The organism is Cochlodiniinecator piscidefendens (assembly GCF_011326755.1).
Taxonomy (GTDB): Bacteria; Pseudomonadota; Alphaproteobacteria; order Rhodobacterales; family Rhodobacteraceae; genus Cochlodiniinecator; species Cochlodiniinecator piscidefendens.
On sequence record NZ_JAAOIE010000001.1, the window covers coordinates 629,097 to 642,219 of the forward strand.

Here is a 13,123-nt window from a genome sequence, read left to right on the forward strand (position 1 = left end):
GGACATCCCATGACTGACACACCCACCCGGCCCCGCCATATCTTTGAAGTTTCCGGCGATGATCGCTTTGACTTTTTGCAAGGGCTGGTCACCAATGACGTTCAAAAATGCAAATCCAGTTTGGTCTATGCAGCATTGCTGACCGCTCAGGGGAAATACATCGCAGATTTCTTTTTGTTAGAACGCGGCGATGCAATTTTGCTCGATGTTGATACGTCTTTGGCCCAAGATCTCGGGCGGCGTTTGATGATGTATAAGCTCCGTGCGAATGTCACAATCGCCAGCAGCACCCTTTCTGTATCCCGCGGCGTCGACGACATGCCAACCGACGCAGTGGCTGATCCACGTCACCCCGCGCTCGGCTGGCGACTGTATTCTGACGAAACTCTTGTGGACGACGTTGATTGGGATGCCCTCCGCGTTGCCCACACCATCCCCGAAAGCGGAGCTGAACTCACGCCTGACACCTACATCCTTGAGGCCGGGTTTGAACGTCTGAATGGTGTTGATTTTCGCAAAGGCTGTTATGTTGGCCAAGAAATCGTAGCCCGCATGAAGCACAAAACAACTCTGCGCAAAGGCTTAGTTCAGGTTGCCATTTCGGGGCAGGCTCCTATCGGCAGTGAAATTCTTGCGGAAGGGAAAACAGCAGGCACGTTATTCACCCAATCAGGTGATAAAGCGATTGCTTATTTGCGTTTTGATCGGGCCAAAGGGGTGTTGCATGCAGGGGACGCAGAACTCAAAATGGGTGAATAAGGGCTTGGCCAAAATTACATTTTTATGGTTCAGTTAAGTATGAAACGACTATATCTTACCATCTTGATGGCAGCGCTGCCTTTAACCGCCAACGCACAATCCACCCGAGAAGCGCAATTCGCGCAATCGGTCTTGAATAACCTGCAACAGCAGTCTTTTCAGAGAAACCGAGAATTTTGCGGTTATATTGGCTTTGATAACGCTGGGCAATTAATTGCGACGCCTGCCACCATGGGGCGCCCAGATTCCTGTGAGCCACCCGAGCCTTACAATATGCTTGTTGTGGCGTCTTATCACACGCACGGAGCTTTTGACCCTGATGCCTTGGCAGAGTTTCCATCTGCCGATGATATGGAAGCCGACGAAGCTGAGGGGATCGACGGGTATGTTGCGACCCCCGGCGGCCGTCTTTGGTATATAGACAGCACAGATATGGAAGCCAGTCAGCTGTGCGGCATCGGATGCTTGGCCAAAGACCCCAACTTTATTGCTGGATTAGATGGTCATATTCAGCAATCTTATCGCTACTCAGATTTGGTCCGCATATTAAACCAATAAAAAAGCCGCCCAAAAATGGGCGGCTTTTGATTGAAATTATCGGCACTTAAGCGCGCTCTGAATATTCCATTGTTTCGGTGTTCACCACGATATCCTCGTCGACGCCAACGAATGGCGGTACCATCACTTTGACACCATTTTCAAGAACGGCAGGCTTGAAAGAATTCGCTGCCGTCTGCCCTTTGACGACCGGTTCTGTTTCCACGATCTTGCAAACCACTTTTTGCGGAAGCCGTGCATTCAGGGCCTCGCTTTCGTGAAATTCGACAACAATTGTCATGCCGTCTTGCAAGAACGGGCGCGCATCGCCCAGCAATTCTGCTGACAATTCAATCTGATCGTAGGTTTCCACATCCATGAACACCAACATTCCATCGGTTTCATAAAGGAACTGCTGATCTTTTTGCTCTAGACGGGCACGTTCGACTTTGTCGGCGCTGCGGAAGCGTTCGTTCAGTTTTGAACCATTACGCAGATTGCGCATTTCGACCTGCGCGAATGCACCACCCTTGCCCGGTTTGACGTGATCCACCTTCACAGCGGCCCACAGACCTCCGTTATGTTCCAGCACGTTGCCGGGACGAATTTCGTTTCCATTGATTTTTGGCATCGTTAAGACCCTGACAATACTTGTTCTGAGATAGTCCGCACCTATATATGGGAGGTTCGACGCTGGCAAGATGATGAAATTCTGTCTACGAAATTCCGGTATGCACTGGGCGCATGGCACCCATTCCAAAATTGGTATACCGAATCGTTACGAATTCGTCATATTGAGCGTCACGCCAGAAATTGCAAGAGCAAGAATAAAGAAGGACGACGAATGCTAGATTTCGTTGACGGCACAGCTTTCAACCACGAGCAGGGCAACCGAGCTAAGAAGCTCTTTGCGGCTGTTGTGTTGGCTGCACTTGATGATGCCATTGCAGATGATAAAAAATACGGTAACGGTCCTGAACAGATCGCTCGCTGGGCACGTTCGCGTGACGGTCGCGAAGTTCTGTCCTGCGCAGGGATCGACCCCAACGAACGTGTTGTGGGTGGATTGATGGAATTCGTTGAAAAAGGTGTCCGCACCTCAGTTGCGCTTTCACGCGAAGAAAGCGAACGTAGAAACCAAGCTGAAGCAGCTTAATCTGCTTTAGCCAGACTGAAAACGCGCCTCCTGTTTGGGGGCGCATTTTCATTTCACGCACCTGATGTTGCGAAAACAAATCCCCAAATAATGCCCGGCGCGATTTGCGTGACTATCGCAATAGATATCAAAACCTTTGCCAACATACTCGGATGCCGCTTCCACATAACGACACATGCGATCAAAGCCACAATAATCTCGATTGGCGCAAAGATATTCCCATAGCGACTAGGATCCCAATAACTCACCGGGCTACGAAACACCCAATCGCTGAGCGGCCAAAATTGCATGCGCGCATCTTCGTGATGCAATAAAAAATCAGTAAACAAATGCAAGAGCGCTGCCGCCGTAAAGGCGATTAAAACAGCTGAGCGTCGCCACAGCCCAATCACAAGCGCAATCCCCCACAGGATAAAACTGTTATCGATTGCAAAAACCTGCTGCCAGGCATCTGAAAAATACCATTCGTCAAAAACAATCGCAGGCGAGATCTGCATCACCAACAATGACCACCCGGCCATCAAGTACAGCGAAAGGTCAGGTGCCAATCCCCCCAACACCGCTGCTGTCGTGATGGCGACCTGTTCTCGCTTCCCGAAGAATGCGGCACCTAAAATCAAATGCGCTGGTGTGTTCATCCGCTCTTTCCCTGTTTCCTAATCAACGGTATGGAATCATGAAACCTCGGAGGGAACAATGGCCAAAGCGATCATGATTCAGGGCGCAGGCTCGAATGTTGGGAAATCTATGGTCGTTGCTGGCCTTGCGCGCGCTTTTAAGCGCCGTGGGCTGACCGTGCGTCCCTTTAAACCACAGAACATGTCCAACAACGCGGCGGTGACCTCAGATGGCGGCGAGATCGGTCGTGCACAGGCCTTGCAGGCGCTCGCGTCAGGGGTTGCACCCCACACCGACATGAACCCCGTTCTGCTAAAACCCGAAAGCGACGTCGGCGCGCAGGTTATTGTTCAGGGCGAACGACTCACCACGGTCAAGGCCCGGGACTATGCAAAACTAAAACCACAGCTTCTCACGGCAACGCTTGAGAGCTTTCATCGTCTTGCGCAGGATGTTGACCTTGTCGTTATCGAAGGTGCCGGAAGCCCGGCAGAAATCAACCTGCGCAAGGGCGATATCGCCAATATGGGGTTTGCCGAGGCCGCCAATATCCCGGTCATTTTGGTGGGTGATATTGATCGCGGTGGCGTCATCGCCCAAATCGTCGGCACCCAAGCCATTTTACCTGACGGCGACAATGCCCTCATCGCAGGGTTTGCCATCAACAAATTTCGCGGCGACCCTACTCTGTTTGATGCAGGGCTAAAGGAAATTGTTGATCGCACAGGTTGGCCATCGCTTGGTGTCTTACCTTGGTTTTCGGATGCTTGGAAACTCCCGGCTGAAGACGTGATGGATATCGCGTCCTCCAAGAAGGGTGATTTCAAAATTGTTGTGCCGCGACTGTCACGCATCGCCAACTTTGATGACCTTGATCCGCTGGTTATGGAACCCGGCGTTAGCGTTGATATTGTCGAACAGGGCCGCGCCCTACCAGGGGATGCTGATCTGGTTCTTATCCCCGGTTCAAAATCAACCATCGCGGATCTCGCATTTTTCCGTGAACAAGGATGGGATATTGACCTGCAGGCCCACGTTCGACGTGGCGGGCATGTATTGGGCATCTGTGGCGGGTATCAGATGCTCGGGCAGGAGATTATCGACCTCGACGGCATCGAAGGCAAACCGGGCCGCACACAGGGCCTTGGGTTGCTTGATGTTGTGACCGAAATGAAACCGGAAAAGCGACTCGCGTTGACGCAGGCAACCCATTTAGCAACCGGCACCGCTGTCGAAGCCTATGAAATTCATATCGGCCGCACCTATGGGCCAGATTGCGAACATGCATGGCTCGACCTTGGCGGACGAACCGAAGGCGCCGCGTCAAAAGATGGAAAAATCTTAGGCTGCTATCTGCATGGTTTGTTTTCTGCAGATGAATTTCGCACAGCATTTTTGGGCAACCTAGGTGCCCAAACAGCAAACACAGATTACAATCAATCCGTCGAAGAAACGTTGGACGCTTTAGCCGAACACCTCGAACAACACATGGATTTAGATTTACTGATCAGTCTCGCGCGCCCAGTCTAGGCGCGCGGCTATTATCAATCAAATTCGCGCGCAGCTAAGGCGCGATGAATTTCGCGACGCACCAACTTACGTACATTCCGAGTAATACGTTCACCAAGCGTGCCTTGCAATTCTTGGCGAACGATTTCGCTCACGAGGTCACGTAGGGTATCCTCGTCCAAAAACTCATCGTCTTCGCGCCCAATTGCCCCTTCTGATTCAGAAGTTTCACTTGCAAACGGCACCTCTTCAAACGGCTCATCATCGGCCTCTGAAGAAAATCCCACAACTTCAGCTGCTTGGCGATGAGGGACTTCCTCCGGTGTGTGAACATCCGGTTCAGACCCATCAGGTTCCCACTCATCTTCTTGATTGCCGATTGCAGCCTCAAGCCCAGCGATGGTCGCAGTCAAAGACGCCGCCTCCGCACTTTCGACGTGTTCAGCATCATAAACTTCTTCATGGGCATCCACCCATTCTTCTGCTTCTGCTTCTGCTTCTGCTTCTGCTTCTGCTTCTGCTTCTGCTTCTGCTTCTGCTTCTGCTTCTGCTTCTGCTTCTGAATATTGTTCTATCGCGTCATCGACCGACAGCTCAGATTCTTCCACTTTATTCCACGTCTCGTGCCCACTGTGGGTTTCTTCAGAAATCGCGTGTTCCATCATAGGTTCTTCTAAATGCAACACATCTTCGACAGCGTTTTCAGGCTCCTGACCGTCCGTTTCTTCCGATGTGACGTTTTCGGCAGCCTCAAGCTTGGCCTGCTCGCCCGCATCAGAGGATTCTTCGACATCAAGATCAGTTGCTTGCACTTCTTCCGTCTCTGGCAGCACCCGGAATGCAGGGGTCAATACAAACCGTTCTGGCTCAGCAATCTGCTGCGCGCTCGCCTCTTCTTCACTGCGTTTTGGCGCAATATCCTCGGACACGAGTCTACGGATAGAAGACAGCACATCTTCGATTTCGGCATTGGTAACGGGTTCTGACATCTTTATTCCTGCGGTCGCCTCAAGAGCAGGGTATCCGCAACAGCGATTCCCCACAACAGATAGTGACAATGTTAATGACTACCGTGGTTTAGCGATAGGACCAATTATCGACCGAGGCGTTCCAGCACAGAATCCAAACGCTGCCCCTGCTCACTGATTTGCCCATGCGGCGCAAGGCGTACAGCATTATAATAATCAGATGGGTCGTATTCTTGAATGCCCAACCCCAAATGAGACGCCGTCAACAGCCCCATAGAAGACAGCACAGCATAAGCTGCAATTTGGGCATCACTTTGCGCTGAGAGCAAGTTAGCCTCCGCATCCAGAAGTTCTTGTTCCGCGTTCAAAACATCCAAAGTTGTCCGCGCGCCAAGCGTTGCCTCTTCGCGAAAACCCTCAAATGCAGTGCGCGCAGCCCGAATTTGACGGCGCGATGCTTCAATTTGTGCACGTGCAACTGCCAAGTCAGCCCAAGCAGTACCGATACTACGTGTCACATTCTGCCCTACCACATAGAGGTTAGCACGCGCGGCATCGCGATTTGCTACGGCTTGACGTTCTGCCGACGCAATTTGCCCACCTTGGTAGATTGGTCCACTCAGAGTCACCGTCGCAGAACGAGTATCCGTACCACGGTGATTAATACCAGCCTGAGCTGACAAGTTTAATGTCGGACGACGAGACGCCTGCGCCTGCTGATAACCAAGCTCACGCACGGTTACAGCGCGTTGAGCCTGCAAAATATCTGGATGTGTCCGCAGTGCGATTTCGCGGGCTTCTTCCACAGACGACGCCAGTGCAGGTGCAACTGGTGGCTGCGCCAAATTGGATGGATAATGCCCTACCGCTGCCAAATAGGCTTCGCGGGATGCAGCGAGCGCGCCTTGGCTTGCGGCCAAACGTGCGCGGGACAATGCCAAACGCGCCTCGGCAGCAGACACATCAGTACGTGTTACATCGCCAACATTAAAACGGTCACGGCTCGCACGCAGTTCTTGGGTAATGAGACGCACGTTATTCTGGCGCAGTGCTACAAATTCTCGATCGCGTTGTACTGACATATATGCGGATACAACAGACAATAGAACTTGTTGCTCAACTCCGACCAATGCATCGCGAGTCATCAACACGGTTTCCATTGCTATAAGCTGCCGTAGATCGCTTCGCCCAAAATCATATAGCAGCCAATCCAAGGAAACGCGCAGATCCGCCGTTGATGTATCTCCAAATGAATTCAGTGCATTCGGGCTGCGTGACGCTGTCGCAATGTAGCTGAGTGTTGGGCGCAAGGATGCAACAGCAAGAGCAACATCTTCGTCAGCAGCACGCAAAACCGCACGGTTCTGTGCGAGAAGCCCACTATTTTCATATCCAGATATCAACGCATCCGCGAGCGTTTCTGAAATTGCCGGAGTTGATAAGCCCAAAAAAGCCGAACCGACAATTGCAAAAAACCGTTTTGATACTGAATACTTCATCGCGTGCTTCTCCTGACGTTCTGTAGCTATATCGCACCTGAACCGATCAGTTTAAAGTGCAAAGGCACGATTTTCTTCAAAACCCACTAAGATAGGTGCTGTGGCGTTAAAAGACATGCGCCAATGGACAGTACCATTTACCTTATGACCCACACGAACAACGCCCAATGCGCCTTCCATAAAGATAGCTGCGATTCTGCCGCCGTCTTTCAATTGGTCGATAATCGCTTGCGGGATAACCTCAACGGCGCCCTGAAGCGTGATAACATCGTAAGGGCCAAACTTGGCCGCGCCTTCAGCAAGCGGAGCCTCGATAACAGCAACATTATCAGCGCCATTGCTGGAGAGGATTGTTTGCGCTTCAGCTGCCAAATCTGCATCCGCTTCCACCGCAACGACAGCCTCAGCCATTCTTGCAATAACCGCAGAAGAATAACCAAGCCCACACCCCAAATCTAAAACGAGTTCATCGTTCTGAATATCGAGTGCATCCAGCATCTTTGCGAAACTACGTGGCTCAAGAACAACACGTTCAGCATTCAAAGACAGATTACTGTCAGCATATGCGGCTTCGCGCAGATTATCTGCGACATAGTTCTCGCGCTCCACGGTCAACATGGCTTCGATAATAGGGAATTTGGTTACATCTGACGGGCGCACTTGCGTATCAACCATCATTGTGCGTCGGGTAGAAAATTTTGTCATGCCTAAACACTTTGGTCCAGTTTCAGTTATACTTTTCTTGCCACATCCAAGGTCAGTCAGCAACCAAGCAGCGCCAGTTTTCCGCATTACAGGACCAAGATGTTGCCAAAACCTTTCTTTCGCTTATTTTTCATTGCTGTCCATGCGACCAACGGCACTGTTTGCCGCAAGCTCGTTGTCGTCAATCGCGCTCTCTTCAGTGTTTCGCAGCCACGGTTTCGATTCTGTTCCCCACTCGAACCACTCGCAAAGAATATAATGCGACATTTTATGTCGGTTTCCACCTTGACCCACGTAAGAAGACAATCAACCTTTGACCAATCGCGTCCTTAGTCTTGGAAAGAAATCCGATGCCCCTCCCCTTTGATCAATTTGCTGCCGACCTAACGCACGAAAACCTGCCAACTGGCGTTTTAGAAATTTTGCGGCGCAGCTTCACCGACACAATCGGTGTCGCGGCTGTTGGATCGACCACCCCCATGTCAGATATTGCACGCAAAGGCGCCATCGCATTGTTTGGGCAAGGCTCTGTGGGTGGCGCGCGGATGTTAATGGACGGACGAACCGTAAGCCCAGCGGGCGCAGCAATGGCGGGGGGGTTTACTGTGGACAGCATCGACGCCCACGATGGCACCACACCGTGCAAGGGACATGCGGGATCTGCAATCTTTCCAGCGCTCATCGCAATGGCACAGGCCGAAGCCTCCGAAGGGCGCGCATTAAACGGGCAGCAGTTCGCGACATTGCTCGCTGTGGCGTATGAGGTATCCTACCGCGCAGGGCTCGCCCAACACGCGACCTGTGCTGATTACCACACCTCTGGCGCTTGGACTGCAGTCGGCGTCGCCGCAGCTGGCGCAAAACTTCTCGGCGGCAACAGTATGCAAATCCGTCACGCTGCCGGCATCGGGGAATATCACGGCCCGCGTAGCCAAATGATGCGGTGCATCGATTTCCCAACGATGGTGCGGGACGGCGTTGGCTGGGGTGCCCCATCAGGAGTGACGGCAGCTTATCTTGCATTGTCCGGCTTTACCGGGGCCCCTGCTCTCACCTGCGAAGGGGATGATGCATCCAGTTTCTGGGAAGATTTAGGGCAAGGTTGGCGTGTCGTTGACCACACCCATTACAAAGCCTACCCGTGCTGCCGCTGGTCCCACCCCTCAGTTGATGCGGTTCATGATATGATGCAAGAACACGCGCTCAGCCACGAAATGATCGAAAGCGTCGAAATCCGCACCTTCCATTACGCGACACGCTTGGCCGGGCATGAGCCCAAAACGCAAGACGAATTCGCATATGCAATTGCCTTTCCCGTCGCTGCAATGATTGTGCGTGGGCAGGTTGGCGTTGACGAACTCAGTGAAGAGGCATTGCTGGACGAAGATATTTTGAGAGTCAGCCGCGCGACCAAACTGATTGATGACGATGAAATGACCCGGATCAGCACTGATCAACGCTGGGCAGACGTGACCTTAATCCTAAAAGATGGTCGCAAAATCACAGATCGTCCGCGCACCCCCCGTGGTGACGCGGATCAACCTCTGTCAGACGCTGAGATTTCGGAAAAGTTCCATCGCCTCGCCACACCGGTTATTGGGGCAAACCGCGCAAGACAGATCGAAGAGCTATCCAGCCAATTTGATACGTTGAACGCGGCAGAGCTCAGTACGTTGTTTGAGCTCTGCACAGACCCAACCTGAGGGTCATAACATAGAGGCTGCGGTATTATTCCGCAGCCATAGAATAGCACATCGCTGAGCGCGCACCTGACCTGCAATAGGCCAATATTGGCGTTGGCAGGTTCGCAAGTGCCTCTTGAAACGCCCCCACATTTTCGGCGGTCAGCCCCATATGTGAAATTGGAACATAGTTGATCGGAAGCCCGGCTGCATCTGCAGCTTTAGCGACGGTTTCAAACGTGGCTTGCCCAGCCTCTTCGCCGTCGGGGCGATTGCAGATGATGGAGCGAAATCCAAGCCCAACAATCGTTTCAATATCGTTTGGGCAAATTTGTCCCGTAACTGACACTGTGTCAGTGATGTGTTTGATGTCCATTTTCGCCCCTAGATCGCGTTTACCGGCACTTTAAGAAAGACATTTCCGTCATCGTCAGACGGCGGCATATCCCCTGCGCGCATATTAACCTGAAGCGACGGAATGATCAATTTCGGCATGTCCAAAGTTGCGTCACGCGCCAGGCGCATTTCCACGAATTGTTCACGTGTCGCCCCTGGACCAACATGAATATTGTTGGCCTTTTCATCAGCAACAGTCGTTTCCCATGCGATGTCGCGACCATTAGGACCGTAATCATGGCAGATAAACAGGCGCATCTCATCAGGCAGCGACAACACTTTTTGAATTGAATCATAGAGCTGCCCGGCGTCACCGCCCGGAAAATCTGCACGGGCCGATCCGCCATCCGGCATAAAAATCGTATCCCCCACAAAAGCGCAATTTCCGATCACATGCACCATACACGCAGGCGTATGGCCCGGTGTATGCAATGCAACACCCGTCATCGTACCGATGTTATAGGTATCGCCATCTTTGAATAGACGATCAAATTGGCTGCCATCCCGTTGAAATTCAGTGCCTTCATTAAACACTTTTCCAAAGGTTTCCTGAATAACTGTGATTTGCTCACCAACGGTGATCAAACCACCAAGCGCCTCTTGAATATAAGGCGCTGCAGAGAGGTGATCGGCGTGCACATGCGTTTCAATTTGAAGCGCAAGTTCAAGTTCGTTCTCTTTGATGAAAGCGACAATTTGATCGGCGCTCTGCGGGGTAATTCGCCCTGCAGCATAATCCAAATCCATAACAGAATCGACGACTGCGCACGCATTGGATTGCTGATCAGCAACCACATAGGAAATGGTATTTGTTGCCGGATCAAAAAACGGCGTTACGTCAGGTTTGATATCCATATTAATGGGGTAGTTCATATTTACTCTCCTACGTCGCCTTTGCCTGAAGCCTACGCGCAATAGCGATACCAACCAACAGGCTACCTACAAAAATCGCAACATCAAGATTACCGGTTCCCAAGGCTGGCAAGGCAGCACCAGGGCAAAATCCGGCAATTCCCCACCCTATTCCAAACACGGCACTGCCTCCGATCAGTTTCCGGTCAATGCCATGCTGGCTAGGTAACGTGAATTCATCCGCCAGTATGGGGCGTTTTTTCTTAAAAACGACCCCGTACCCAAAGAACGTCACCAACAATGCGCCCCCCATAACAAAGGCCAAGCTCGGATCCCAGTTTCCAGCAATATCAAAGAAGTTTATCACCTTGGCAGGGTTGGCCATGCCAGACACTGAAATACCAATGCCAAAGATCAGCCCAACGGCGAAAAATGTCAGAATACGCATTATGCTTCTCCTGAAATAACGTGACGGATCACATAAACGGTTATCCCGGTGGTCAGCATAAATGTCAGTGTCGCTGCAAGCGAACGCGGCGATAGTCGCGCATTGCCGCAGACCCCATGCCCAGATGTACACCCCGAACCATATGTAACACCGAGACCAACGATAACCCCGCCAAGGATCAGGGCCCAACGTGACGAAGGAGCGTCAATTGCGGGAAAGCCTCCGGTGAGGCCTAAATAAATCACAGGCCCACATAACATACCCGCCACAACGGCCACCCGCCAAACCCATTCAGACGAACTGATCGGGAAAAAGACACCAGACAATATTCCAGTCGCGCCCATCACCCGCCCGTGCAACAGCATTAATCCAACCGCCGCCAAACCGATAAGCGCACCACCAAGCAGCGATGCAATAGGCGTAAATTCCGTCAAAATCATTACATCTTGCATGTCTTAATACCTAAGAGAGAATAGATGGGGCAGGATTTGCTCAGCGCGACAAACAGCATGACCGCCCCTACCAGCAAAGCGCCCCACTTCAGCCACCCGACCAGATAGAAGACCGCCAGCACAATTAACACCACCCCTAAAAGGGCACGAAGTATACGATCGAACTGACCAACATTTTGTTTCATATTCATTTCCGATTCTAGATTTCACCCTTTTCTAAGGGGCACGAAATCCTGTGTCGGTGATCTTATCACATAACGCGGTACATTCTGCTCAACTGCTTTGGGCCAATGTTGTCAAAGCCTGCAAATCCGTCACATGCAATGACCCTCTATTCAACTTAACCAAGCCGCGTTTTTGGAAATCTTGCAATTGGCGTGAAATGACCTCTCGCGCAGACCCCAGCTCGGTGGCGAAATCCTGATGCGTCCCTTTTACATCGCCCATTGAATTCACGAGATGCAGCAATCTTTGTGCGAGCCGAATATCAATACGGCCAAAGGCAACCTCTTCGACAACATACATCAGATCGGTAATGCGCCGCGAATAGGCCGCAAAAACAAATTCGCGAAACTCAGATGACTCCGCAACCAGACGATCAAAAACGGATTTAGGAATTGCGGCTGCCGTGACGTCGCTTTCGGTAATGCCTTCGGCACCATTTTCTTCAAAGGTAAAAAGACAGGCGTTTGTCATCACACAACTTTCGCCAGCATGAACACGATACAGAACAATCTCGCGTCCGTTTTCGGTGGTTTGGCTCACGCGCACCGTACCTTTGATCAGCAGCAAAAGATCCAGCGGCGTTTTTGCTGGCCCGAAGACAACGGTACCAGTTGGCAAATCGACGATTTTACTCTGCCTAAGCAATATGTCTCTGATGCCACCTGACAAACGAGACAATCCGTAAAACTGATCAATCCAATTCATTTTGGCCCCTCCATCAGGTGTCCTGACATTATTGTCCTCAAAACTCGGCGGCAAGGGCTGGCTTTTTCATTTCGTTTCTGGTTTGTGCGATGGAAGGACACGCCTTGCACCGCGTACAGGAGACGACAATGAAAAGCTTTGTTCCCGGACCAGATTCGGAACGAGACTTGCGAACAGCCTTTGGCGCGTTTGCAACCGGTGTTACCGTTGTGACCACACACAGTGAAATTGGCCCTCTAGGTATTGTGGCCAATAGTTTTTCATCCGTCTCTCTGGACCCAGCTTTGGTTTTGTGGTGCGTAGCAAAATCATCGCGACGCTATGGGGCTTTTGCCAATGCCAAACATTTTGCGATCCATGTGATCGCAGCGGATCAAAAAGCATTGGTTGATCGTTTTGCGCGTTCTGGCCATGACTTTGAAGGTGTCGATTGGAGCCTTGGCCAAAACGACACGCCCCTGCTGAACACCTGCGCCGCGCGGTTTGAATGTGATACCTACGCTATTCACGAAGCAGGTGATCACGATATCATCCTCGGGAAAATTACCAGCGCCGCCTGTGTGGACTGTGACGGTTTAGTTTTCTCCCGAGGCGCTTTTCAAACGCCCTAGC

General features: G+C 51.6%; 17 protein-coding genes. 6 read left to right on the forward strand and 11 right to left on the reverse strand.

The features are described 5' to 3' along the window. Positions 1-9 precede the first annotated feature (9 nt). Both ygfZ and G9C99_RS03155 read left to right on the forward strand, forming a co-directional pair. The gene (gene ygfZ / locus G9C99_RS03150; RefSeq protein ID WP_166415977.1) at positions 10-759 is read left to right on the forward strand and encodes a CAF17-like 4Fe-4S cluster assembly/insertion protein YgfZ; all 750 of its coding nucleotides are present in this window, start codon (positions 10-12) and stop codon (positions 757-759) included. 39 nt (positions 760-798) lie between these two features. Continuing rightward, the gene (locus G9C99_RS03155; protein ID WP_231703952.1) at positions 799-1,317 is read left to right on the forward strand and encodes a DUF4329 domain-containing protein; all 519 of its coding nucleotides are present in this window, start codon (positions 799-801) and stop codon (positions 1,315-1,317) included. A gap of 46 nt (positions 1,318-1,363) precedes the next feature. Here the strand turns inward: G9C99_RS03155 and efp are convergent, their stop codons facing one another. Beyond that, on the reverse strand, positions 1,364-1,927 hold the full coding sequence (gene efp, locus G9C99_RS03160; RefSeq protein ID WP_166415978.1) for an elongation factor P: 564 nt from the start codon (positions 1,925-1,927) through the stop codon (positions 1,364-1,366). A 213-nt stretch (positions 1,928-2,140) separates the two neighbouring features. Between efp and G9C99_RS03165 the strand changes: the two genes are divergently transcribed. Beyond that, complete coding sequence (locus G9C99_RS03165; protein ID WP_166415979.1) at positions 2,141-2,452, forward strand: DUF6280 family protein; 312 nt, start codon at positions 2,141-2,143, stop codon at positions 2,450-2,452. Positions 2,453-2,505: 53 nt separating this feature from the next. Here the strand turns inward: G9C99_RS03165 and G9C99_RS03170 are convergent, their stop codons facing one another. Next, positions 2,506-3,090, reverse strand: coding sequence for a cobalamin biosynthesis protein CobQ (locus G9C99_RS03170; protein ID WP_166415980.1), 585 nt, complete (start codon positions 3,088-3,090; stop codon positions 2,506-2,508). A gap of 58 nt (positions 3,091-3,148) precedes the next feature. Here G9C99_RS03170 and G9C99_RS03175 point away from each other — a divergent pair, with 58 nt between their 5' ends. Next, positions 3,149-4,600, forward strand: a complete 1,452-nt coding sequence (locus G9C99_RS03175) for a cobyric acid synthase (protein ID WP_166415981.1) — start codon at positions 3,149-3,151, stop codon at positions 4,598-4,600. Positions 4,601-4,614: 14 nt separating this feature from the next. Here the strand turns inward: G9C99_RS03175 and G9C99_RS18395 are convergent, their stop codons facing one another. From G9C99_RS18395 to G9C99_RS03190, 3 genes are all read right to left on the reverse strand, one after another. Then, positions 4,615-5,568, reverse strand: coding sequence for a hypothetical protein (locus G9C99_RS18395; protein ID WP_231703953.1), 954 nt, complete (start codon positions 5,566-5,568; stop codon positions 4,615-4,617). A 104-nt stretch (positions 5,569-5,672) separates the two neighbouring features. Beyond that, the gene (locus tag G9C99_RS03185; protein WP_166415982.1) at positions 5,673-7,046 is read right to left on the reverse strand and encodes a TolC family outer membrane protein; all 1,374 of its coding nucleotides are present in this window, start codon (positions 7,044-7,046) and stop codon (positions 5,673-5,675) included. A gap of 51 nt (positions 7,047-7,097) precedes the next feature. After that, positions 7,098-7,751 carry a protein-L-isoaspartate O-methyltransferase family protein gene (locus G9C99_RS03190; protein ID WP_166415983.1) on the reverse strand — a complete coding sequence of 218 codons (654 nt, stop codon included), beginning with the start codon at positions 7,749-7,751 and terminating at the stop codon, positions 7,098-7,100. Between the two features lie 350 nt (positions 7,752-8,101). On the opposite strand from G9C99_RS03190, the gene G9C99_RS03195 reads away from it, so the two are divergent. After that, positions 8,102-9,454 (forward strand): MmgE/PrpD family protein, encoded by a 1,353-nt coding sequence (locus tag G9C99_RS03195; RefSeq protein WP_166415984.1) that lies wholly within the window; start codon positions 8,102-8,104, stop codon positions 9,452-9,454. A gap of 25 nt (positions 9,455-9,479) precedes the next feature. On the opposite strand, the gene G9C99_RS03200 is transcribed toward G9C99_RS03195, so the two are convergent. The 6 genes from G9C99_RS03200 to G9C99_RS03225 all read right to left on the reverse strand — a co-directional run bounded on the left by G9C99_RS03200 (position 9,480) and on the right by G9C99_RS03225 (position 12,511). Further along, positions 9,480-9,809 carry a TIGR01244 family sulfur transferase gene (locus tag G9C99_RS03200; protein WP_166415985.1) on the reverse strand — a complete coding sequence of 110 codons (330 nt, stop codon included), beginning with the start codon at positions 9,807-9,809 and terminating at the stop codon, positions 9,480-9,482. Between the two features lie 8 nt (positions 9,810-9,817). Further along, positions 9,818-10,702 carry an MBL fold metallo-hydrolase gene (locus G9C99_RS03205; protein WP_166415986.1) on the reverse strand — a complete coding sequence of 295 codons (885 nt, stop codon included), beginning with the start codon at positions 10,700-10,702 and terminating at the stop codon, positions 9,818-9,820. Positions 10,703-10,712: 10 nt separating this feature from the next. Next, entirely contained in the window at positions 10,713-11,129 is a 417-nt protein-coding gene (locus G9C99_RS03210) for a DUF6691 family protein (RefSeq protein ID WP_166415987.1), read from the reverse strand. Further along, entirely contained in the window at positions 11,129-11,581 is a 453-nt protein-coding gene (locus G9C99_RS03215) for a YeeE/YedE family protein (RefSeq protein ID WP_166415988.1), read from the reverse strand. Before G9C99_RS03215 ends, G9C99_RS03210 begins: the two co-directional genes overlap by 1 nt. Beyond that, positions 11,569-11,766, reverse strand: coding sequence for a YgaP family membrane protein (locus G9C99_RS03220; protein WP_166415989.1), 198 nt, complete (start codon positions 11,764-11,766; stop codon positions 11,569-11,571). Before G9C99_RS03220 ends, G9C99_RS03215 begins: the two co-directional genes overlap by 13 nt. A gap of 88 nt (positions 11,767-11,854) precedes the next feature. Continuing rightward, positions 11,855-12,511 carry a Crp/Fnr family transcriptional regulator gene (locus tag G9C99_RS03225; RefSeq protein ID WP_166415990.1) on the reverse strand — a complete coding sequence of 219 codons (657 nt, stop codon included), beginning with the start codon at positions 12,509-12,511 and terminating at the stop codon, positions 11,855-11,857. A gap of 128 nt (positions 12,512-12,639) precedes the next feature. Here G9C99_RS03225 and G9C99_RS03230 point away from each other — a divergent pair, with 128 nt between their 5' ends. Then, positions 12,640-13,122, forward strand: a complete 483-nt coding sequence (locus G9C99_RS03230) for a flavin reductase family protein (RefSeq protein ID WP_166415991.1) — start codon at positions 12,640-12,642, stop codon at positions 13,120-13,122. Position 13,123 lies beyond the last annotated feature (1 nt).